General features: G+C 48.6%; 19 protein-coding genes. 10 read left to right on the top strand and 9 right to left on the bottom strand.

Annotation, left to right across the window (positions count from 1 at the left end):
* The first annotated feature begins 72 nt into the window (after positions 1 to 72).
* The 4 genes from KJY73_RS06165 to KJY73_RS06180 all read left to right on the top strand — a co-directional run bounded on the left by KJY73_RS06165 (position 73) and on the right by KJY73_RS06180 (position 5026).
* On the top strand, positions 73 to 3282 hold the full coding sequence (locus tag KJY73_RS06165) for an Ig-like domain-containing protein (RefSeq protein ID WP_214341448.1): 3210 nt from the start codon (positions 73 to 75) through the stop codon (positions 3280 to 3282).
* A 71-nt stretch (positions 3283 to 3353) separates the two neighbouring features.
* On the top strand, positions 3354 to 3743 hold the full coding sequence (locus KJY73_RS06170; RefSeq protein WP_214341450.1) for a hypothetical protein: 390 nt from the start codon (positions 3354 to 3356) through the stop codon (positions 3741 to 3743).
* Between the two features lie 213 nt (positions 3744 to 3956).
* Positions 3957 to 4640 carry a helix-turn-helix transcriptional regulator gene (locus tag KJY73_RS06175; protein ID WP_214341453.1) on the top strand — a complete coding sequence of 228 codons (684 nt, stop codon included), beginning with the start codon at positions 3957 to 3959 and terminating at the stop codon, positions 4638 to 4640.
* A gap of 65 nt (positions 4641 to 4705) precedes the next feature.
* Positions 4706 to 5026, top strand: a complete 321-nt coding sequence (locus KJY73_RS06180) for a hypothetical protein (protein ID WP_214341456.1) — start codon at positions 4706 to 4708, stop codon at positions 5024 to 5026.
* 95 nt (positions 5027 to 5121) lie between these two features.
* On the opposite strand, the gene KJY73_RS06185 is transcribed toward KJY73_RS06180, so the two are convergent.
* Both KJY73_RS06185 and KJY73_RS06190 read right to left on the bottom strand, forming a co-directional pair.
* Positions 5122 to 5568, bottom strand: a complete 447-nt coding sequence (locus KJY73_RS06185) for a methyltransferase family protein (RefSeq protein WP_214341459.1) — start codon at positions 5566 to 5568, stop codon at positions 5122 to 5124.
* A gap of 47 nt (positions 5569 to 5615) precedes the next feature.
* Complete coding sequence (locus tag KJY73_RS06190) at positions 5616 to 6218, bottom strand: Crp/Fnr family transcriptional regulator (protein ID WP_214341462.1); 603 nt, start codon at positions 6216 to 6218, stop codon at positions 5616 to 5618.
* Positions 6219 to 6329: 111 nt separating this feature from the next.
* Between KJY73_RS06190 and KJY73_RS06195 the strand changes: the two genes are divergently transcribed.
* Together KJY73_RS06195 and KJY73_RS06200 are read left to right on the top strand one after the other, a co-directional pair.
* Positions 6330 to 6671: a 5-carboxymethyl-2-hydroxymuconate Delta-isomerase gene (locus tag KJY73_RS06195; protein WP_214341465.1), complete on the top strand. Its 342-nt coding sequence runs from the start codon at positions 6330 to 6332 to the stop codon at positions 6669 to 6671.
* Positions 6672 to 6696: 25 nt separating this feature from the next.
* A complete protein-coding gene (locus KJY73_RS06200) occupies positions 6697 to 7545 on the top strand; it encodes an alpha/beta hydrolase (protein WP_214341475.1) in 849 nt (282 codons plus the stop codon).
* A 1-nt stretch (position 7546) separates the two neighbouring features.
* On the opposite strand, the gene KJY73_RS06205 is transcribed toward KJY73_RS06200, so the two are convergent.
* The 4 genes from KJY73_RS06205 to xthA form a co-directional block, all read right to left on the bottom strand.
* Positions 7547 to 8794, bottom strand: a complete 1248-nt coding sequence (locus KJY73_RS06205) for a GGDEF domain-containing protein (RefSeq protein WP_214341478.1) — start codon at positions 8792 to 8794, stop codon at positions 7547 to 7549.
* Between the two features lie 221 nt (positions 8795 to 9015).
* Positions 9016 to 10332, bottom strand: a complete 1317-nt coding sequence (locus tag KJY73_RS06210; protein ID WP_214341481.1) for a hypothetical protein — start codon at positions 10330 to 10332, stop codon at positions 9016 to 9018.
* Position 10333: 1 nt separating this feature from the next.
* Complete coding sequence (locus KJY73_RS06215) at positions 10334 to 10990, bottom strand: energy-coupling factor ABC transporter permease (protein ID WP_214341485.1); 657 nt, start codon at positions 10988 to 10990, stop codon at positions 10334 to 10336.
* A 6-nt stretch (positions 10991 to 10996) separates the two neighbouring features.
* Complete coding sequence (gene xthA / locus KJY73_RS06220; protein ID WP_214341488.1) at positions 10997 to 11803, bottom strand: exodeoxyribonuclease III; 807 nt, start codon at positions 11801 to 11803, stop codon at positions 10997 to 10999.
* A gap of 171 nt (positions 11804 to 11974) precedes the next feature.
* Here xthA and KJY73_RS06225 point away from each other — a divergent pair, with 171 nt between their 5' ends.
* Positions 11975 to 13657, top strand: a complete 1683-nt coding sequence (locus KJY73_RS06225) for a carbon starvation CstA family protein (protein ID WP_214341491.1) — start codon at positions 11975 to 11977, stop codon at positions 13655 to 13657.
* Between the two features lie 59 nt (positions 13658 to 13716).
* Here the strand turns inward: KJY73_RS06225 and KJY73_RS06230 are convergent, their stop codons facing one another.
* Entirely contained in the window at positions 13717 to 14757 is a 1041-nt protein-coding gene (locus KJY73_RS06230; RefSeq protein WP_214341493.1) for a hypothetical protein, read from the bottom strand.
* Positions 14758 to 15134: 377 nt separating this feature from the next.
* Between KJY73_RS06230 and KJY73_RS06235 the strand changes: the two genes are divergently transcribed.
* Positions 15135 to 15461, top strand: a complete 327-nt coding sequence (locus KJY73_RS06235; protein ID WP_214341497.1) for an antibiotic biosynthesis monooxygenase family protein — start codon at positions 15135 to 15137, stop codon at positions 15459 to 15461.
* Between the two features lies 1 nt (position 15462).
* Positions 15463 to 16146: a glutathione S-transferase family protein gene (locus tag KJY73_RS06240; protein WP_214341499.1), complete on the top strand. Its 684-nt coding sequence runs from the start codon at positions 15463 to 15465 to the stop codon at positions 16144 to 16146.
* Between the two features lie 84 nt (positions 16147 to 16230).
* On the opposite strand, the gene KJY73_RS06245 is transcribed toward KJY73_RS06240, so the two are convergent.
* Positions 16231 to 17172 carry a GDYXXLXY domain-containing protein gene (locus KJY73_RS06245; RefSeq protein WP_214341502.1) on the bottom strand — a complete coding sequence of 314 codons (942 nt, stop codon included), beginning with the start codon at positions 17170 to 17172 and terminating at the stop codon, positions 16231 to 16233.
* Positions 17169 to 18446, bottom strand: coding sequence for a DUF2157 domain-containing protein (locus KJY73_RS06250; RefSeq protein ID WP_214341505.1), 1278 nt, complete (start codon positions 18444 to 18446; stop codon positions 17169 to 17171). The genes KJY73_RS06245 and KJY73_RS06250 overlap by 4 nt, the downstream gene beginning before the upstream one ends.
* 311 nt (positions 18447 to 18757) lie before the next feature.
* On the opposite strand from KJY73_RS06250, the gene KJY73_RS06255 reads away from it, so the two are divergent.
* Entirely contained in the window at positions 18758 to 19996 is a 1239-nt protein-coding gene (locus KJY73_RS06255; RefSeq protein WP_214341508.1) for a glycoside hydrolase family 18 protein, read from the top strand.
* The last annotated feature ends 134 nt before the right edge of the window (positions 19997 to 20130 follow it).

Genomic DNA, 20130 nt, shown 5'->3' on the forward strand with positions numbered 1-20130 from the left:
CACAAAATAACCTCAAGGCTATATAACTTCTGTGTATAAAAATAAATCTATACCTTCAAAGGGAGTACAGGGATGTTAACGCGCCTTTCTTTTTTAGGCCTGGCGCTGGGCCTGCTTATCTGTTTATCGTCATTTACAGCTTTTACACAGCCCTTTTCGTTCGTGGAGAAAGGTCGTTGGGGAACTGCAGAATATGAGAATGTGGTGAGCATTGGAAACTTTCTTATTGCATCATCTTCTAGCCATGTTGATGTTTTTGACCGACGTCTTACAGAAAACTCGACGCCGGTATCTACTTATGAGATGGATTTTATTACCGGGCTAGGGAAATTTAAAGATGAACTTGTAGTGCTCACTATTAATGCAACTGAAGTCTATTCTATAGATGCATCTGGAGAGTTGGTGCTGATTTTTAGTATTGAGCAAGGATTTTCTGATAATTCATGTATTACCTCAGCAAATGAAGAGTTTTATATATTGGGTAGAAAAGCCTATTCCAATGACGCAGAGTTTAGTTTATATACGGTAAAGAAATCTAAAGGGAAGTATGAAGTTACTGGTTATAAAAACGTAGATACTTCTATTCAATTTATATACGAGTGTAATATTAAATATGAAGATGGGAATATCTATTTATCTGACTTTGTCCGTAGCCATGAAGATGTGAGTAACTCACTTAGGTATTTGAAAGTGGGTGTGCATAATGATGATTACACTGAAGTTTTTCATGAGTTTGAATCCGTTTTTTATTATGGTGAGGAAGTTAGATTTATAAGGAAGGATAATATTGTTGTTTTTAATAGGTATCAAGGGATTCTGAGCTCTTACTCTATTAAGGAAAATGAATTTAATTTGCTTTATAGCGAGTTTAATCTTGATTATATGGATAGGAAAATTGTTGTCGATGACAGTAATGTTTACCTTGTTGGTGATTCTGTTATTGCCATTAGAGTGCTAAGTTCGGGTGAGACCCATATCGTTGGTGAAATTGCACTGCCAGATATTCATTTTCCAGATAATTATATTAGAAGAATAGTTAAAACATCCGATGGGTTTGCTGGAGTTTCCGATGATATTGGTGTTTTTGAAATATATTTGGCTGAAAGAGAAACAAAACTATACTTTAATCAAGGCGGAATTGTTCGAAGTGCTTTCTTTAAAAATGGAAAACAGTATGTGCAAAAGTCAAGAAATCTTCATGTTTTGAGTCTTGCAGACTCAAAGGGTGAAATAAAGATAGTTGATAACATATTGGATTTTCGCCAAGTTCCTAGTCTGCGATATTCTAATGGTAATATTCTAGCTATGGATTATTATAAAACGAAGAGTTATGGTGATATAGAGACTGGTAGTCTAAGTGAATTAGTTTCTGTTCGTCACGATTGTCAGTATTATCTTGAATCCTATAGATCTGTTGTTTTTAAGTCTTATTTGTTTTCTTTATGTGGAAAGTCAGGTATACAAAGATATAATGTTGAGTCGGATTATTCGATATTGGAAACTCCTTTAGATATTGTATCTGATGATGAATTTTTATCTCTTGTCGCAAGAGGAGATTACAGGTTTTTAGAATTTTCAGATCGATTATTCTTGATGGTTATGCTTTGGTCTGATGAAAAGCAGTTGAAATTTTTTGAATTTAATGATGACTATTCGGAAATTAGTTTAGTTAACTCGGTTAAGCTGCCTGAGTCTACAAATAGTTTTCCTGTAATGGGAAATGGTTCTTTGGTGAGTTCAGGAAGATATTTCTCTGTTAATTTTCTTGAAAATTCAAATTTTTCATCAGTGATTTACCGTATTAATGATGCTTTTGAACTTGAAGTTGTACTAGAGCAAGATGGTCAAATTTACGCTTTGCCTTTTTTGTTTGATGGATATCTAATTGTTCAGAATGCAAAAAGATTCCCAGACAGTTCTACAGATATATACGAGATAAGACCCGATGGAAATTTAGAACTTGTCGTAAGTAAGAAGGGAGGGTTTGCTGATTTGATCTTCCAAGATAGAGATGATCAAGATACAAATAATGTTCTGGTATCTAACATACATGAGGTTGCAGTTTGGCAATTTAACCAAGCTCCAGAATTGTTGGATTTGTCTATCTCCCTTGAAGAGGATAACAGATATACTTGGGACTTGTCTGGAGCAGATAAGGAAGGGGATAGTATTGATGTTGAGGTTCTTGTTACCCCTAATTCAGGGAGCTTGGAATTCTTGCCAGAGCAAAAATCACTCAGCTATACACCTAATGCGAACTTTTCTGGCTCGGATACCCTGTCTATTAAGCTGTCTGATGAGCATGGTAATTTCCATGAGTACGAGTTAACGGTTGACGTTTTGCCGGTCAATGACGCGCCTGTGATGTCACCGATGACAGGAGTGACAGTGAAAAACTCAACGCTGACAGGACAGCTTACGGCATCTGATGCAGAGCAAGACGTAATAAACTTTAGTTTGTCTAAAGCCCCTCAATATGGTCAGGTAACGGTAAGTCCGGAGGGCGCGTTTGAGTACACGCCGAATAACGACTTTGTTGGCGCAGATTATTTTGACGTTGAAGTGCTTGATGATAAAGGTGCCAAGAGCCAAGGAAGGGTGTCAATTGAGGTCAAGGCTGAGAATTTGGCGCCTAGCCTCGAGATTACCCAATTTGTGCTCGACGAAGACACTTCCACAACCTTTACTTTGGATGTCAGTAATGACGAAGGTTCAGAGGTAACGCTATTATTAGGCGATGTCTCAGGCCTGCAAGGGCTCCTGGAGCTTCTTGGCGAACACAGAATACAGTTTACCCCTAGCTCTGACTTTTTCGGTGAAACCCAGGCAACACTGGTGCTAACCGATAAACTGGGTGCTAGCAAAACCGAAACGCTTACCTTTGTCGTGCAAGCCGTTGATGATCCGCCCCGCCCACAAGCACAGACAGTAAGTACAAAAGCAGGAACAGCCTATCAAGGGCAATTAGCCAATCAGGATATTGACGGCGATACACTGACCTATACCGTCATGCAAACAACCAGCAACGGCGCTTTGACCCTGAATGCAAACGGTAGCTATAGCTATACACCCAATGCCGGATTCAGTGGTACGGATAAGTTCACCTACCAGGTGACTGATAGCAACGGCAATACCGCGCAAAGCGAGGTGCAGGTTACGGTCGCAAAAGCCACGACTCAACCGCCTGTATCGACAGATTCATCCGGCGGTGGTGGTGCTGTATCCTTTTTCATCATGGCGTTATTGTGGTTAAGTTATCTGCCTCGGCGAGAAAATAGGTAAATAGCTGCTACTGGATGGTATTGGTCGTGCAAAATATCAAAATTGAACAAATGTAAATAGAGAGTTTTGGAATGCGCGTTGTAATTGTTTTTTTATTGTTGATTTTGGTCGGTTGTTCGCCCGCTAAAAAGCTGGTTTTACTTGCCGATGAAAACAGCAAGGATTGCATGGTTAATAGGTTGGTGGCTTTTAAAATTGAGTTTGAAGAGCTCGATGTGTATTCTCCAGAAGTATCAAATATGAGCCATGCTATGGCTATTAACTCAAAGCAGTTACCACCAGATTGGACAACTGAGCAGTTTTTTTCTGCTTGTTATTATTCCAGTAAATTAGAGTTGAATCTGGGAGAAAGAGAGTTCGAAACATTAAAAGGTATTGCAGATGGACATGGGGCTGATGTGGTATATACGGATTATTCGCTTGGACAAAACAAACTGACGATTTGGATGAATGATAAATAGTAAAAGGATGCATATTAATCAGGGGGAAGGGCCAGCCATTCATCAGCCATTCAAGTAAGCGGTACCTCCCAGTATTTGAATGATACCGGGATATGAGAAAGAGAGTCTTCGCTCGGCAATCTAATTCGCGCCAAGGACCAATAGGGTCAAAGCTATCTCCACCAATAGTGATTTATGGCATTATGCCAGCCATACATTGGCGTCCTCGTTATCATGATGCACAAATCCGACCGGCTTTTTCAGCTCACTCATTTGCTGCGTACCCATCAGCCCATCACTGCGGCACAGCTGGCTGAGCGTATGGGATTATCGGTACGCACTATTTACCGTTACATGGATGACCTGTCGTTGGCTGGCATCCCAGTATATGGGGAAGCTGGCGTGGGGTATCAGCTAGTAGAGGGTTTTGAACTGCCGCCACTGACACTCAGCCCACAGGAGCTGGAAGCACTGATGCTAGGCGTTAAGTTAGTGGCATCACGTTCAGGGCATCAGTTAGGGCTGGCAGCCCGATCGTTGCAGGTGAAAATTGAGGCGGCGGTTCCGACAGCGCATACGCGGCAAGTAGCTGACAGGCGCTTTGTGCGAGTGCCCGAAGAGTCAGTACAGGGAGCCCACTTTGATGTTTGGGATAAGCTTTATCAGGCCATTGCCGATGGCCAGCAATTAGTTATTCAATATCTGTCCCTCTCAGACCAGCGAAGCAACCGACAAATTTTGCCCTTAGGGCTGTTTTACTGGGGCGGTAAATGGACCTTGGGCGCCTGGTGCTTTCTGCGTAGTGCCTATCGTGATTTTCGTGTGGACAAATTGCTTATCCTGGAGTCAGCACAAACCAATTCGCCTGTGCCCGAGCATATTTCCCTGCCTGATTATTTAGTCGGTAAACGCGTTTAAGCCACTGACACAAGGCTGTCAGTAGACCTACCTTAAGCTGCTTTCTCCACAACTAAGGAGAAATAATGAATTCACTAAATTTTAGTTCGTTTGTCGGTCTGGAATGGGCATGCTTTAAGCTTAAACAGGGGGGGAGCGAAGCGCAGTTGCTGGCCAGTCATGCCCGTGTAACCAAAGAGTTTATGTCTCGCCAGGAAGGGATTCTGGGGCATTTTCTGCTTAAAGGCCCGGAAGGTCACTATGTGGATTTGGCGCTGGCAGACAGTCAGGCGCGTGCCGAGCAGGTCTGTGCTATGTGGATGGAAAATGTGATAACGTTGGCAATGGTGGAGCAGCTCGACCCTGAGTCGGTCGATATTAGCTTCTGGCAACGTATCAGCACCTGAGTTTTCACCGGGCGTTCTGAGTATCTTGGATAAGGCAAGGTTGTTACCTTGTCTTAGTGTTATAACCTACTGATTCTTTTGCTTTTTTGGTGTGGCTAAAACCAGCGTCGCGTTTGTCGGCAATAGGCCTGGTATTGTTGTTGAAACCGGATGACCATTTGCTTCTCTTCAAAAGGCACATACCAATACTGCAATGCCATAAAGAATATACCTACTAATACCCAGGCAATTGGGGAGGAAAAGCAAAGTAGCGCCGCGCCGCTTAAACTCACTAGCATGCCCAGATACATGGGGTTACGGCTATAGCGATACAGGCCGGACTGAATGAGTTTATCCGGCTGACCAAAAGTCTGAACATTGGTGTGCTGACGGGCAAACAACCTTTTATGCCAAGCGGCGATGGCCAGACCGCCAATCAGCAGCGGAATGCCGATGAGATTGACAGGGTAGGACAGCCAGTGAGGCCCCTCGAATACATAACAAAGGGGGAGCATGGCGAATGCCAACAGCATAAACAAGTGTGGGGGTAACAGTCTTCGCATTTTAATTGCCCGTTTAATGATAAACAGGACTCAGTATGCCAACGACCTCAGGCGCTTTCCTTAACCTCGGTTAAGCCCATACGGGCGCGAATGCGAGACAGTGCGACATCGGTAATACCTAAGTACCGGGCGACTTGATAGAGGGGGAAATGCTGGGCGTCGTTGCCGTATTCACGCAAGAATCCCTGATAGCGCTGCTGCGCGTCCTGCATTAAAAAGCTGGCTTCACGGCGCTCTTTTTTTATTGCCAGCCCTTCCAGCAACATGCGGGTTAAATGATTCCAAGCGCTGTAATTGTCCGCCAGTTTTGTCATGTCACGGTAACTGATACAGGCGGTGAAGTTGTCAGTTAGCGCCTGAGTGGAAAATGGGCTGGGTTGATTAGCGATCAAACTGTGCATACTGGCAAACAGACTGCCAGGACGGGTCAGCGACTTATTGCACTCTTTGCCTTGTGGTGTCAGGTAGTAGTAACGACCAAAGCCTTCGAGAATAAAATACAGGCGTCTGGGTGTTTCACCGGCGCGGAAAATATGTTCACCGGCCTGCCAGGGTTTGATTTTGAACAGTTCACTGGCGGCATGCCAGGCAGAATCGTCCATTTGTAAGTGACGACCTAGGGCGTGGCGAAGTTTTTCCAGCTGCGGCATAGCGATCCTAATTGTTTGATTTTTGATCCGCGGCCGTACAGCTTATGTCAGTTGCCAAACGCTGTCATTGGATTTATGTTGTGGCTCCGTTTTTCGACCTGAGATCTCCACGTGCCGCATTGTATTGTTGAATATTCCAAGGCTTTAGAAGCCCGTATTATGCCGGAAAGCATATTACAGGCTGTTTATCAGGGCGCCGTAGACTCCGATTTGTTTACGCCCTCCGCCATTAAAAGCCGTGCTCTAGCCTGTGATTACTATTTGGTTGGGGATCAAGTTGCGGATTTTATTCATATCAGCCTGCGAATTTTATCCGGCCGGACTGATGAGCAGAAAAGCCGCTTAAGCAATGCGGTCTTGGCAAGGGTCATGGCATTGAATCTGACCCAGCTTTCGTTATCGGTTGAAGTGCTGGATATACATACCGAAAGTTATGCTAAGGAATTGCTGTAATTTCACTGCAACAAGGAGTTGTCATATGAAGAAAACCTTATTCAAACATTCCGCGGTATTTTTGGCAGGCCTGTGGTTTTCAGCGGCGCAGGCATATGAGGTTGAGGTTGTAGAGATCCCCAGTCAGAGTATGGCTAAAGCCCATAAAGCCACTTTGGTGCTGCCTGACAGTTACAAAGATTCTACTAAATCTTACCCGGTGTTATATCTGTTGCATGGCCATGGTGGTGACTATAAAAACTGGGCCGAGCGCACAGAGGTTGAAGCCCTGGCCGATAAACATCAGATGCTGATTGTGATGCCGGACGGCAATATCAACAGCTGGTATGTGGACAGCTCGTTTAAACCCAACAGTAACTACCAGCGCTATATTGGTGAGGAGATACCTGCCTACCTGGACAGTCATTATCGTACCTTAGCTCAGCGAAGTGGCCGGGCTATCACAGGGTTGAGTATGGGCGGATTCGGCGCGTTGAATATTGCGCTGGCTTATCCCACGCAGTTTATTGCCGCTGGCAGCACCAGTGGTGGTGTTGATCCTCGTGGCTTTGAAGGCAAATGGGGACTCAATGAGGTATTCGGGGATCCATTGGTGCATCAGGATGTCTGGATGCAAAAAGCCATCATTAATAGGATTGACGGCTTTAAACAACATAACCTGGCCTTGATTGTAGATTGCGGTGTGGAAGATTTCTTTGTGGCTGCCAACCGGCGTTTGCATCAGGCTTTATTGGATAAAGGCATTGCTCACACTTACATTGAACAGCCTGGAGGTCACAACTGGCCATACTGGGCAGCGAGTATAGGCTTGCAGGCCGAGTTTTTGTCCCGCTATTTTGCTGTTTCTGACAGCCCTAAAAACCCCGCGCCCTGATTCAGGCGCGAATCTTGACACAGTTCCGACCGGCTTTTTTTGCGTCATATAAGGCCAGGTCGGCCTGTTTCATTACGGCCATAAACTCGCTACTGGTTTGACTGCGCTGCGCTGCGCCGAAACTACAGGTCACCTGCACGCTTTGCTTGCCTGATGAAGTCGCGGGTTTTTGCTTGGCCTTGCGGCGAGACTGAGCGGTTTGTTTGGTTTTCTTTGCCGGACGGTCCGGGCTTCGGATCACCATCTGGTAATTGGCAATGTCTTCGCGCAGGGCTTCAAGATGGGCCTTAATCTCGCCAGGCTCTTTGCGTGGGAAGATAATAGTAAATTCCTCACCACCGTAACGAAAGGCTTTGCCTCCGCCGGTAACTCGGGTCATACGGCTGGCAACAAGGCGCAGTACCTGATCGCCCACATCATGGCCATAGGTATCATTAAATGACTTAAAGTGGTCAATATCCGCCATCACCACAACGTATTTTTTGCCCAGGGTTTGCACATATTGCATTAAGGCGCGACGTGAAGGGATACCGGTTAACTCATCACGAAAAGCCATATTGTGGCTGTCCATGATCACGCCGATTAAGAACACGATGGCTATTGCGACTATGGCTAACTGCCCGACTAAAAGTTGTTGTTTACCGGGATATTGCAACATGGGCAGCAGCAACAGACTGACAAACAGCGCACAATGGTTGTTGCTTGGATTTAGTACAACCCGGACAAGGGCTATAATCAGTAAGCCTGCATATAGCCCCGTTTCCAACGGGCTGAAGGCCGACAGATGGTGCTGCGGAAGCCAGGCAATTAGATTTGCCAGCCAATCCAGTGGTTGAGCACTAAGTTGCTGGAATACAAAATAAATAACAACCGCAGCCAGACTTATCTGGGCGACACTCAATAATGCATTGGGTAGTGCAAATCCGCGGTCTTTATCCCAGATAAGCCACACCATGCAGGCCATCAGCAGTAAAGACAGTGGCGGGGCCTGTAAGTGCAGCCAGGTGATCTCGGGCCACAACTGGGCGGCGTAAGGTAGCATCAGCATCAGGCTGAATAGCGCCATACGACTGCGGGAAAACTGCAATGCGATAAGGCCGGCAATCGCCAGCGCGATCAACGGCAGATAACTGAGTTGGCTGGACCATTTAATCAGCAAGGGATGGGCGCTTTGCGCCAGCAGGGTGCTGATGTACAGCAATATCAGGGCAGGGATGGCGCGTTTGGCCAATAGCTGCAGCTTTTGCACCAGGCTCTCCTTAAGGCTTCACGGTTCGCAGGGGCATAATGCGGCCTCATTTTAAAGTAAGTGCGAAAATAGTCTAACCACTTCGTATGACTTGATGGGTACCTGAAATGCCAATTTCATACCCTTAGGCGTTATATTCCCTTGACCTTAGTGGCGTTTAACAATCTGGCGCGCCAAGTAGTAAAACCAAGGGATAACGCATTTCTGCCTGAATAAAGGGGCTAAGGTCGGGCGAGCAAGGTAGCCATGCTGCTGTCCAGCAAGGCCTGCAATTTCATGGCCGCCTGGTTAACTTGCCATTCTTCGTCGCCATCTACCCCAGCTTGTGCTGCCAGCGTAAATGCGCGACCGCCTTGGTAGTCGGGTAGGCATACCTGGGCCAGCATCACCATCTCTGCACGCTTGCGTGTCTCACTGGGACCCGAACCTAACTTTTGAAAAATCCGCCATTTGCCATCGCTAATCTGATTGAGCTTAGTTCTGCTATCTCCGGGGCCATCTATTTGCTTGGCAATAGCATCGGCTAGCAGGTTTGAAATCCCCATCAACATGCCGCCATACTGATGCGTCACATCAGAGTGTCCCACCCCATAAAACAGCGTGCGGATGTCTTCTTCTTCAAGGCCCGGATGGCGTGTTGTTGGCTCAGCAATATGACTGGCCAACCGTTTTAGCCATTCAGCCTGGGCTAAGGTGGTCATGGGTTTATTGCCCGTCAGGCCGCAGTTATCACAGCGATAGGGCAAATAGCCAGGATCCCGCTGATTGTCGGTCAGGCGAGGCATGCTTACTGACTCTTTGGTGCTTCTGTCCTGCCAAGTATCGCTGCCGGGATCAAACAACACACTGCCATAGGCTCCCCGCATAAAAATATTCGGATTACTTAGCTTTAACCAGGCATCGTGGAATAGGCTGGTCAGATAATCCCGGCCACTGACATTAATAAAATATGAGGCGATAGCATTGGAATTGCCATCGGCCATACCAAAAGGGAAATAGGTGTGGATACTGGTAATCAAATCCGCTATGGGCACGTCGCCAGCCAGGCTGTTTGCGCCAACGCCGGATTGACGGGCTCTACTGACCGCCCCCGTAAATGCCATCACCTTGGAAGAACTCCACGGCTCGTAGAGTTCGTTTTGGCTGCTGCCGTTGGCCAGGTATCGATAGCTCAGGCCATTTTCTGTCAGTCTGTGATCGATAACCAGTAGGCGGCCATTTTGACTGTCGTTGCCAAAAAACTGCCAATCAGCGGCTATGCGCTGCTCCCAGCCCGGCGTTGCGTAGTCGGTTTGCGCCGCGCTTTGGTATTGTTCCGAAGACGCTTGCACAGTAAGCGGGCAATCAATATAAGGCTCACTCAAGTCGGCCGGCAAATAAGGAAAAACATCGACGCTTTGTTGATAAAAGACTTGGTCTTCCAGACGGGGAAGGGGGGATGTCTGTTGCTCCTGTGGTTGCTGTGTGGTTTGCGGTGAGGGTTGGCAGGCGCTCAGTGCAAGCAAGCTGGAACACAGCAACAACGGGCGTTTCAACATGTCATTTATCCTTAATGTAATATTTATCGTAAAAGGTGTAGACCCAGGTAGGGCAATAAATGATAAGCAAGGTAATAGTCATACCATTAAGCATGGCTTCTGGGAACAGCATTAGTGGGATCAGCAACAGGTAGTTATCTACGACTACGTCCCAGCTGTGAACGCCGTCCAGAACGAAGTACCCTCCCATTAGAAACATTTTTAAGGTGATAAGCATTGCGCCGGGAATAAAGGCGCACAGAAATATATAGATAAAGACGTGTCGTGGTAGCTTGTGAAACGACAGGTTATATATGAGGTACGCCAGCGCCAGTGGCAGGCTGATGCCCAGTAGGCCGTTAACCCCGAACATGCTCCAGCTTTCTTTACCCACTAAGGTGATGCCGGCCAAGGCTAAAAAACTGCTGAGCAGGGCACGCCTGAGGCCCAGCACCAGCGTGAGGGCCGACAACCACAAAAAATGCACGCTTAAACCGTCATAGATACCGGCGCGAAACAGCCATAGCACAAACACACAGGCCGCTGAGCCGAAGATCAGGTGCTGACTATGCTTGTCATGCAATAACTGGCGAAGCGGGGCGTTCTTAAACAGGCTTAACATCAGGCCCAGGTAAGCCACCCAGGCCAGGCTTTGCAGCGTGGTCAGATTTTCTAACACCTGATGTTACCGATACACAGCCCAAATGGGCGCATGGTCTGACGGTTTTTCGATTCCACGCAATTCGTAGTCAATCCCCGCTTCAACCAATTGGGCGTGCAGACTGGGCGTGGCCAGAATCAGGTCAATACGCAGACCGCGATTGTCGTCAAAACCTTTGGAACGGTAGTCAAACCAGCTGTATTGGTCGGCAACTTCCGGGTGCAGACTGCGGAAGCTGTCGGTCAGTCCCCAGCTTAGTAGCAGGTTTAGCCATTCCCGCTCTTCAGGCAGGAAGCTGCACTTGCCGGTTTTCAGCCAGCGCAGACGATTGGGCTCGCCAATGCCGATATCCTGATCCTGGTGCGAGATATTCACATCGCCCATCACAATGAGTCGTTCATCTGGGCTGTGATTGCCGGTTAGGTAGTCTTGTAAATCAGCGTAAAACTTGCGTTTGGCGGGGTACTTGGTTTCGTGATCCTGACTTTCTCCCTGCGGGAAATAGCCGTTTAACACCCGCACCTGAACGCCGTCTTCCATCTGATATGTGGCCATAATCATGCGACGCTGGGCTTCGGGATCATCACCGGGAAAACCGTATTGTACTGCCAGAGGTTGCTGCTTGCTGAGCAGCGCCACACCATAATGACCTTTCTGGCCGAAGAAGTTTACGTGGTAGCCCATGGCTTCAACTTCCTCGCGGGGAAACATATCGTCATGCACTTTGGTTTCCTGCAAACCGATAACATCCGGCTGATGTTTGTCGATTAGTGCCTGAAGCTGATGAAGTCTTGCGCGTAGTCCATTGATATTAAAAGAGATAAATTTCATGGCATGGTCACTTGGAAAAGGATGGGCTTATGTTAGCAAATCCCGTCGGCGCCAGTCACCCCGAAAAGACGCTGAATCCACTCTTACGCATTCAGCAGGTATGACCAAAGCAGCAGAGACATTTTTGCTTAACCTGATATGGTTAATTCAGGCTTTCACAGGAATGTTGTTATGCAATCCGTCACTATCGTGTTACTCGGCTTGGTCGGCATGTTGTTCGGCTGGCTGGTTTATTCCAAGTTCATTGCTGAGAAAATCTTTGCCATGGACGACAGATTTGTCACCCCTGCCCATGAATTGCAGGATGGCGTGGATTATGTACCAACCAATAAGGTGGTGCTTTGGGGCCACCATTTTACTTCGGTAGCCGGGGCAGCCCCCATTGTCGGCCCAGCCATCGCGGTTTACTGGGGCTGGGTGCCCGCCGTTCTGTGGGTGGTGCTGGGTACTATCTTTTTTGCCGGCGTGCATGACATGGGCGCGCTGTGGGCCAGTGCGCGCAACAAGGGTAAGTCCATGGGAGCCTTGTCTGAAACCGTGATTGGCAAGCGTACCCGCTCGCTGTTTATGGTGGTGGTGTTTCTGGTCTTGCTGATGGTGAATGCGGTGTTTGGGGTGGTGATTGCCAACTCCTTCGTCTCACAACCTAACTCGGTGTTTCCTGCCTGGGCCGCTATTGTGGTGGCCCTGGTTATCGGCCAGTTGCTAAAACGCAAGGTGCCGTTAATTCCGCTTTGTCTGGTGGGCGTTGGGATACTTTATTACAGCATTGTGGTGGGCAGTGACATGCCCCTGGCGCTGCCTACCGAGATGTTTGGTCTGAGCGATAAGGCCAACTGGATTATTATCCTGTTTATTTATGCCGCCATTGCTTCGTTACTGCCGGTATGGATGCTGTTGCAGCCACGAGATTTTATCAATGGTATGCAACTATTGGTGGGTTTAGTGCTGTTGTATGGCGCGGTGTTTGTGTCTATGCCCGATATCACCGCGCCAGCCTTTAACACTCAAACCGCGATCGACACCCCCAGCATTATACCGCTGTTGTTTGTGACTATAGCCTGCGGCGCGGTATCAGGCTTTCATGGCATAGTGTCATCCGGTACCAGTTCCAAACAGCTGGATAAAGAAACCGATGGCCGCTTTGTTGGCTATCTGGGGGCGGTTGGTGAAGGTTGCCTGGCCCTGATTACGCTAGTGGCAGTAAGCGGAGTGATGCTAGCCGCGTCACCTGAGGAATGGCATGAAGTATATAGTCATTTAGGGGCGGGAAGTGTTAATGCCTTTATTACCGGCGGTGCCAATCTTATTCAAAGTGGCTGGGGCCTGTCGGTGGAAATCTCCTCCACCTTACTTGCGGTGATGGTGGTGCTGTTTGCTGGCACGACCATGGACTCAGGTGTACGCCTGCAGCGTTATATCATCCAGGAGTGGGGTGAGATTTATCAGGTAAAGGCGCTCAGAAACGGCATCGTTGCCACCTTGTTGGCGGTGGCCTGCTGTTTACTGCTGGCTTTTGGTGCTGGTGGTTCTTCTGGCAGCGGCGGCATGATTATCTGGCCGTTGTTTGGTTCAACCAATCAGATCCTGGCCAGCCTGACACTGCTGGTGATTTCGGTGATGCTGATCAAGGCCGGTCGTCCCGCAATTTATACCCTTATTCCCATGAGCTTTGTGCTGGTGATGGCGTTTTTCGCCGGAGTAATTAAGCTCGGCGAATACTACCAGCAAGGTAACTGGCTACTGGTAGGGCTGGATTTGATCGTACTGATCGTCAGCGTATTGGTAATGCTGGAAGCTTGGTCGGTGATTGTTAAACACAAAGCCAGTGAAGCGGCGACATCCCAGGAATAGATTGTTTTAAATGCTGTCTCGCGGGAAGGTGATATGGCGCACCTTCCCGTTTAGTTGACCTAACTGTAATGATATCCCTGCAGTGTGCCTCTGATTGTCTGCGCATCCTCGCTTCGATACACCACCACCACCTTGCCACGTAGGCCACCTATTATCATTCTGTCTCTGCCATCTAGTTGATCAGCGCGACCTTCCGGTGCCTGGTTATTGAGGGTGGGATCGTTGAATTCAGGATTATGCAGGTGTTTATGCTTAGTGATATCGCGCACCAGCTTGAATTGTCGTTCGCCCCCGTCTTCTATTTCACTTTGCTGCCAGTTACTGACCGTTTTCTGCATGGTGGAGCGACGTGCATAATCGCTGAAGTAAACGTCTTGGTCCTGATCCACTATTCGGTATTTGGCAAAGGTTAAATGGCGATTGCTGGTTAGCTGCGCATTGGACACCGCAAAGTCCTGAAGCTTTGCTGTGTAGAATTCTCCCCAGTTGTAATAGATTGCGTAGTCATGCTGGCCTTCACGATAGTAACCAATAATGGCAATCCAATGGGCGGCTTCTCCGGCTTTTTGTGCGGGTTCGCCTTCAGTCACAGCGTCAACCGAAACGTCATAAGGCACGATAACCGGGCACTCCCAATCCAGTAATCGTTTCACCAATGCCGTGAAATTCTCGACGCTAACATCGACGACATTGCCGTCAAACTGACCCGCATACTGCGAGTTTTGGCCTTTAGCAACGCGGACCAAATCCATGGCATTAAATACCGAGCCCAACACTGTTAAGCCATGGTATTTACCGTATTGCCTTAGGGATTTAAATTGCCCATGTGCAGCCCGTTGATTTTTCTGCTGCCTCTCAGTGTTAGAACTGGGAGTTTGCTTTGGTCCGTCCATATTGCCGCGCGGTGGAAGAGGGGGTTGTACACGGTAGTCCCCGCCAAACTCTTCGAAGCGGCTATGCCAGTAATTCAGTACATAACCCAGGGCGTAAAATCCGCAACTTGGCCCCCGTTGATTGGGGAGTAATTCGGGGATGGGGTAGATAGCCTGAGCATGCTTTTGCGTAAGCAGATCAATGATATCTCCCTCGTATTTGCTCATACCTGCTATCTCCTGTTTTCTGCTGCTGATATGTACCCAACCGTTGTTGGGGCATATAAGGTTGCTGGAAAACGGATGATGACAGCTATAAAACCAACATCCATTTCGGTTATGTCACGCCTGATGACTGACTTGCTAACTATAGTTGATGTCGCGGCGGGTAGCTGAGTTGTTGGGTGAATTACTCCGATAACTGATCATAATCACCTTGAAAGCCAATAGACGTGACGGTTGAGCAGAGACAGGAATTGTGACGTAACTGGTAAATATTGGCTACTTCATCTAGTTTGAGGTTTTCCTGAAAATTAGCTGAAAGATAAAGCATTTAAAGCCGTTCAAAACTTGCAATAACAACATTTCAATAAGGGAACAATGTGATGTCGGATAATCAGTCTGTGTTTCGTGTCGATAAATTTATTGTGCCTCAGGCCTCGAAGCAGGAGTTTCTGCAGCGGGTGTTGGCCACCCACGAGATTTTACGCAAGCAGCCGGGCTTTATTCAGGACCAACTGCTGGAACAAGTGGCCGGTCCAGGCCGTTACAACATAGTGACTATTGCCCAGTGGCAAAGCCAGGCCACCATCGATGCCGCCAAGGCGGTGGTGATGGAAGCCCATCAAGCCATGGGTTTTAGTGCTCAGGAGACCATGCAAAGGCTGGGAATAGAAGGTGACATCGGTAACTATCAGGTCATCGGGGGCTAATGTGTTGCGGCTGTATATTGCCAATAAAAATTACTCGTCCTGGTCATTACGCCCCTGGCTACTGATGTCGACACTGGATATTCCATTTGAGGAAGTGCTGGTGCCATTTGGCGGACAGACCGCACCAGAGGCGTTTCAGCGTTTTTCCCCCACAGGCAAGGTGCCCTGTTTGGTGGATGGCGGCAATACCATTTGGGATTCGCTGGCCATTATTGAATATCTGGCTGAGCGTTTTCCTGGTGTGTGGCCACAGGATCCCGACAGACGGGCCTGGGCACGTTGTGCCAGTGCCGAGATGCATGCTGGTTTTATGGCTATCCGTGATATCTGCACCATGAACTGTGGTCTGCGGGTTAAACTGCATGGCTGGTCAAAACCTCTGGATAAGCAGTGGCAGCGTATCGACAGTCTTTGGCAGCAGGGCTTGCACGCGTACGGCGGGCCATTTTTAGCCGGTGAGCAGTTTAGTGCGGTGGATGCGTTTTATGCTCCCCTGGCGTTTCGCGCTCAGACCTATACGCCAGCGCTGAGTGATGAGGCACAAGCCTATGCGGCACGTTTGCTGGCACTGCCTGCCATGCAGCTCTGGTATCAGGCTGCCTTGCTTGAAACCTGGCGAGATGAAGAGCATGAACAGGAAGCCAGACAAGCCGGGGTGTGGCTGGCTGATTTGCGCGCCTCCTGACAAGGCTATGTACTTTTGCCACGCTTGGGCATGCCGGTGGCCACTCACGTGGCCGCTAAACAGGAACAGGGGGATAAGGCGGCATCAGTCGATGCCGCCTCGTCTGAAAAAGCGAGCCGATATAATTTGTTCGCCGTCGTCTGCACCACTTTGGTCACGATAGAGCAAACGGAATCCCTGCCAAGCGCCGTCTACACCCGCTAGTGATAAGGGATCAGATTGACCTTTAACCTGCCATTGAGGTTGCGAGAGGTCGATAGTGACCTGATAGGTAGCCCCGGCTGATAGCTCGGTTCTCTCCAGCGCCGCTTCGCTGCAATCCCGGTTCAATGACACCGGTCTCAATGTCTCGGCGTGCACCAACGTAAACCCACAGTGTGTTTTATTGTCAAAAACTGAAAGCGTGGCGAGGCTGTTGTTTTCAATGCTAAATTCAAGATGTTGGGGCGACCTATCCCGCTGTGGCAGCGTATCTTCCAAGTCGGCAAAGCGTGTACGGGTGCGAATCGGACTAAAGCGATGGCCGATGATGACAGGTGTGCCATCATTGCCCAAGGCGACCCGCATTTCCAGAGGTGTCTGCCAGGATTGGGCTTCGCCGCGAATGTCTTCCAATTCCTTCCCCGCGCCTTGTTCGACAAAGTATTTTTCAATGCCAAGTCGCAGCTCAGGTAGATTGTTGTAGTCAATAGAAGGGGCGAAACCGCGCACAAATAGACCGGCTTTGGGTGCTGTGTGGTCAACCGTTACCAGGTTGGCCACATCACGCTGATTGGTGCTGAGCTTGAGATAGACCTTTTCAGCACTGAGCTTGCTTTCCTGCATCAGCCCTCTTGCCTGATACACCAGCTCATAATCCAGCACCACGTAGTCGCCACGAAAAATATCCCTGGGGTCCACCGGCATGGTTTTCAGATAAACCACGTCACCGTTTGCCATAATACGTTCACGTTTACCGACAATGGCACCCAGTATCAGTAGCTGCGCGACTAGTACCACCGGCAGCCAAATATGTGCTTTTTTCATGCCTTTACATCCTTGTTTCTTTGATAGTACCAACCCACCAAGAACAGCCCCAGCCCCACTGCAACAAAGGCCAGGGAACGCAGTAGCAGGCTATCAAACAGATCCATAAAGCGGGCAAAAACCACAATGGCCAGCAGCAGGGCAAAGAAGCCAACCATCAGGCCGCGTTGCTGGCGATTGCCCTGACGAATAAACAATATAGAGTGTGTGGCAAGGATCAGACTGAACAGCAGATCCAGTATCTGGCCGGATAGCCACTCAGGGAAGTAGGCCAGGCTCAGAGCCAGGGCATTGCTTATGGCTAGCAAAACCAGATGCCAGCTTTTCTCCAAGGTGCTGTTGTCTTTCTGATTTCGCAGCATAAACAAAGTGACGAAGGCCAAAACGATGGCGGCTATGGTGAGCAGGCCAAGCCAATGTGCCGGGGTTTCCCCTGGGCTCCAACCTAGTTGTTTGGCGTCAAAACCAAAGGCCAGCAGCCACAACAACACCACAGTGTAAGCTGGATATAGCAAACCCAGCCGCAATTGGTATTGGCTGGTTGAAGTGCCTCTGGCATAGCCCAGGCTAATCACTAGGCTGCAGGCGGCCAGCACCATAAGTTCGGGGTACTCGCCACTGGCATTATAAAGGCCGGACAGCAGCATCAACAGGCTGACGTATGCGCTAAGTAACAGCAGCCAGGCTGGTTGAAAGCGCCAGCAAAACACGTAAAGCCCCAATAGGGCTGCCTGTGCGGGGTGCAAGGTGGCATTAAATTCCCAAACTTCAGCACCTGCCCAAACGCTTAACAATATCAGCGCTAACAAGCTGTGCATCCAGTTATTCAGGATAATAGCCAGGGCTAACGCTGACAGCCCCCACAACATAAAGAAGTTCGGGTAATGTTCATCAATATGGTAAATCTGCGACACCAGCCAGATAGCCGCACCAAACAGCATACTCCAGAGTAGTCCCATACCATTGGCCAAGGGCGGGGGCGGATTTTTTCGTTGTAAAGTCCAGGTGAGGGTGGCTACACCAATGCAGGCTGCGGCTATTACCAGTAACTTGAGGTAACGATGCATATCCTGCCAGTTGTAAGCAAAAAACAGAATAACCCCCAGGCCAAGGATAACGCCGGCAAAGGCATTGATAAGCCACTGGCCCCAATTGCTGTTGGGTGGTTCAGGATAAAGAGCCAGTATGGCCTGTTGTTGCTGTTCTGAGATGATGCCGCTGGTGTGCCATTGCAGTGTTTGCTCACGCAGCCAACGGATATAAGCATTCTTCATTGTCCTCAATCCTTTTGCTTCAGGGCATAGGGTCATTCCAGCTTGGCAGGCTTGCTGCCAAGCCGATACTGTTACCCAGGTTTTGGCCTGTCTAGTGTCGGCTTTGTCTTCCCTGACGTTATGGTGGCAGCCCAGAATGAACCCTGGCTGACTTATTGTTCCTGTTTAGACTTGTTCTTAAAACCGGTGCAGGTTATCACAATCAAGAGGTATCTGATTGGTGTAAGAGGATTTTTAGCCAACACGCCCTTGCTATTTAACATTAAACTAATTTATTTTGGTTACTTATTAACATTTGATTGAGGGACAATATGCGTGTGACTAACAGGATACTAAGCGTTCTATTTTGTGCTGTGTTACTAGCCTGGTGCAGTGAATCTGCTCTGTTTGCCGCTGACAAGGACTCGTCTGCATTATTATCAACATCGGCCAAAGCCGAGCAAAAGGTTGTCGGCTACTTTCCACTTTGGGAGCCTGAACGGGGCTATCGGGTTAAGGACATTGTGACCCGTGGCGCAGCCGAGCAGCTTACTCATATCTTGCTCGCCTTTGGTGGGCTAGCCGAAGGTCAATGTGTGCTGGATGAGATACCTGCCAGCATTGAACATCACTATAGTGCACAAGACAGCGTGGATGGTGTGGCTGATAGCGAGGATGCCAAGGTTAAAGGCGTTATTGGCCAGTTGATTAAGTTCAAAGCCATGTATCCAGATGTGAAGCTGCTGTGGTCTATTGGTGGATGGACAGGTTCGGTCGGTTTCATCGAGGCCGCTAAGGATGTTGAGCGATTCGCCGATTCATGCCATGCGCTGCTTAATGACCCACGCTGGGCGGGCTTGTTTGATGGAATAGACATTGATTGGGAATACCCCAATGCCTGTGGCGTTGAATGTGATAAAAGTGGCCCAGATGGCTATTACACCCTTATCAAAGCGGTACGGGACAGGTTTGGTCGCGACAGCTTAGTTACCTCAGCCATTGGGGCACCGCTATCTATACTAAGCGCTGCGGACTATGCTAAGGCTGCGCCTTATCTCGATTTCTTTATGCCCATGACTTACGACTACGCTGGTGCCTGGTCGCCGCAAGGGCCAACCTATCCCCATTCCCCTTTGTACCCGGTTGATGTTGCCAAAGGCACCACTCATGAGAAAAACAACGCTGATGATTCTATTGCTTACATGCTAGCCCAAGGTATTCCGGCAGATAAAATTTTGCTGGGTATCGGCTTTTACGGTCGCGGCTGGGCAGGTATTGAGCAAACAGAAGCGTTAGCAACCGCGACAGGGCCTGCTCAAGGCGCGAAGGAGCCGGGTGGTAACGCCTATCATGTGCTGAAAACACATTGTCCCGCTACGGGAACCCTGGGGGGCACGGCCTATGGCTTATGTAATGGGGAGTGGTGGAGCTATGACACGCCACAAACCATTTTGGGAAAAATGGACTACGTTAAACAAAAAGGTTTAGGCGGTGCGTTTTTCTGGCAGCTCAGCGGTGATACCAAAGACGGCGAGCTTCTGGGGGCTATTGTTGAGGGATTGAAGCCGTAGTCAGTCAACTCAGAGGCCGCTTCATCTGCAACTCTTTGACGCTGTGGACGTAGCGGCCAGTCTCATCAAGGCATTTAGCTATTTATTGTCTGGATGTCATGGCTTTTTCAATCAATATCGCGCGTCTCAACTTG

This window comes from Bowmanella yangjiangensis (assembly GCF_018531185.1).
Taxonomy (GTDB): domain Bacteria; phylum Pseudomonadota; class Gammaproteobacteria; order Enterobacterales; family Alteromonadaceae; genus Bowmanella; species Bowmanella yangjiangensis.

Excerpts from the sequence above, each read along its gene's own strand:
- KJY73_RS06250 (WP_214341505.1), bottom strand. The coding sequence starts at position 18,446 with ATGAAGAATGCTTATATCCGTTGGCTGCGTGAGCAAACACTGCAATGG.
- KJY73_RS06235 (WP_214341497.1), top strand. The coding sequence starts at position 15,135 with ATGTCGGATAATCAGTCTGTGTTTCGTGTCGATAAATTTATTGTGCCT.
- KJY73_RS06255 (WP_214341508.1), top strand. The coding sequence starts at position 18,758 with ATGCGTGTGACTAACAGGATACTAAGCGTTCTATTTTGTGCTGTGTTA.
- xthA (WP_214341488.1), bottom strand. The coding sequence starts at position 11,803 with ATGAAATTTATCTCTTTTAATATCAATGGACTACGCGCAAGACTTCAT.
- KJY73_RS06180 (WP_214341456.1), top strand. The coding sequence starts at position 4,706 with ATGAATTCACTAAATTTTAGTTCGTTTGTCGGTCTGGAATGGGCATGC.
- KJY73_RS06175 (WP_214341453.1), top strand. The coding sequence starts at position 3,957 with ATGATGCACAAATCCGACCGGCTTTTTCAGCTCACTCATTTGCTGCGT.
- KJY73_RS06210 (WP_214341481.1), bottom strand. The coding sequence starts at position 10,332 with ATGTTGAAACGCCCGTTGTTGCTGTGTTCCAGCTTGCTTGCACTGAGC.
- KJY73_RS06185 (WP_214341459.1), bottom strand. The coding sequence starts at position 5,568 with ATGCGAAGACTGTTACCCCCACACTTGTTTATGCTGTTGGCATTCGCC.
- KJY73_RS06170 (WP_214341450.1), top strand. The coding sequence starts at position 3,354 with ATGCGCGTTGTAATTGTTTTTTTATTGTTGATTTTGGTCGGTTGTTCG.
- KJY73_RS06245 (WP_214341502.1), bottom strand. The coding sequence starts at position 17,172 with ATGAAAAAAGCACATATTTGGCTGCCGGTGGTACTAGTCGCGCAGCTA.
- KJY73_RS06200 (WP_214341475.1), top strand. The coding sequence starts at position 6,697 with ATGAAGAAAACCTTATTCAAACATTCCGCGGTATTTTTGGCAGGCCTG.
- KJY73_RS06230 (WP_214341493.1), bottom strand. The coding sequence starts at position 14,757 with ATGAGCAAATACGAGGGAGATATCATTGATCTGCTTACGCAAAAGCAT.
- KJY73_RS06165 (WP_214341448.1), top strand. The coding sequence starts at position 73 with ATGTTAACGCGCCTTTCTTTTTTAGGCCTGGCGCTGGGCCTGCTTATC.
- KJY73_RS06190 (WP_214341462.1), bottom strand. The coding sequence starts at position 6,218 with ATGCCGCAGCTGGAAAAACTTCGCCACGCCCTAGGTCGTCACTTACAA.
- KJY73_RS06225 (WP_214341491.1), top strand. The coding sequence starts at position 11,975 with ATGCAATCCGTCACTATCGTGTTACTCGGCTTGGTCGGCATGTTGTTC.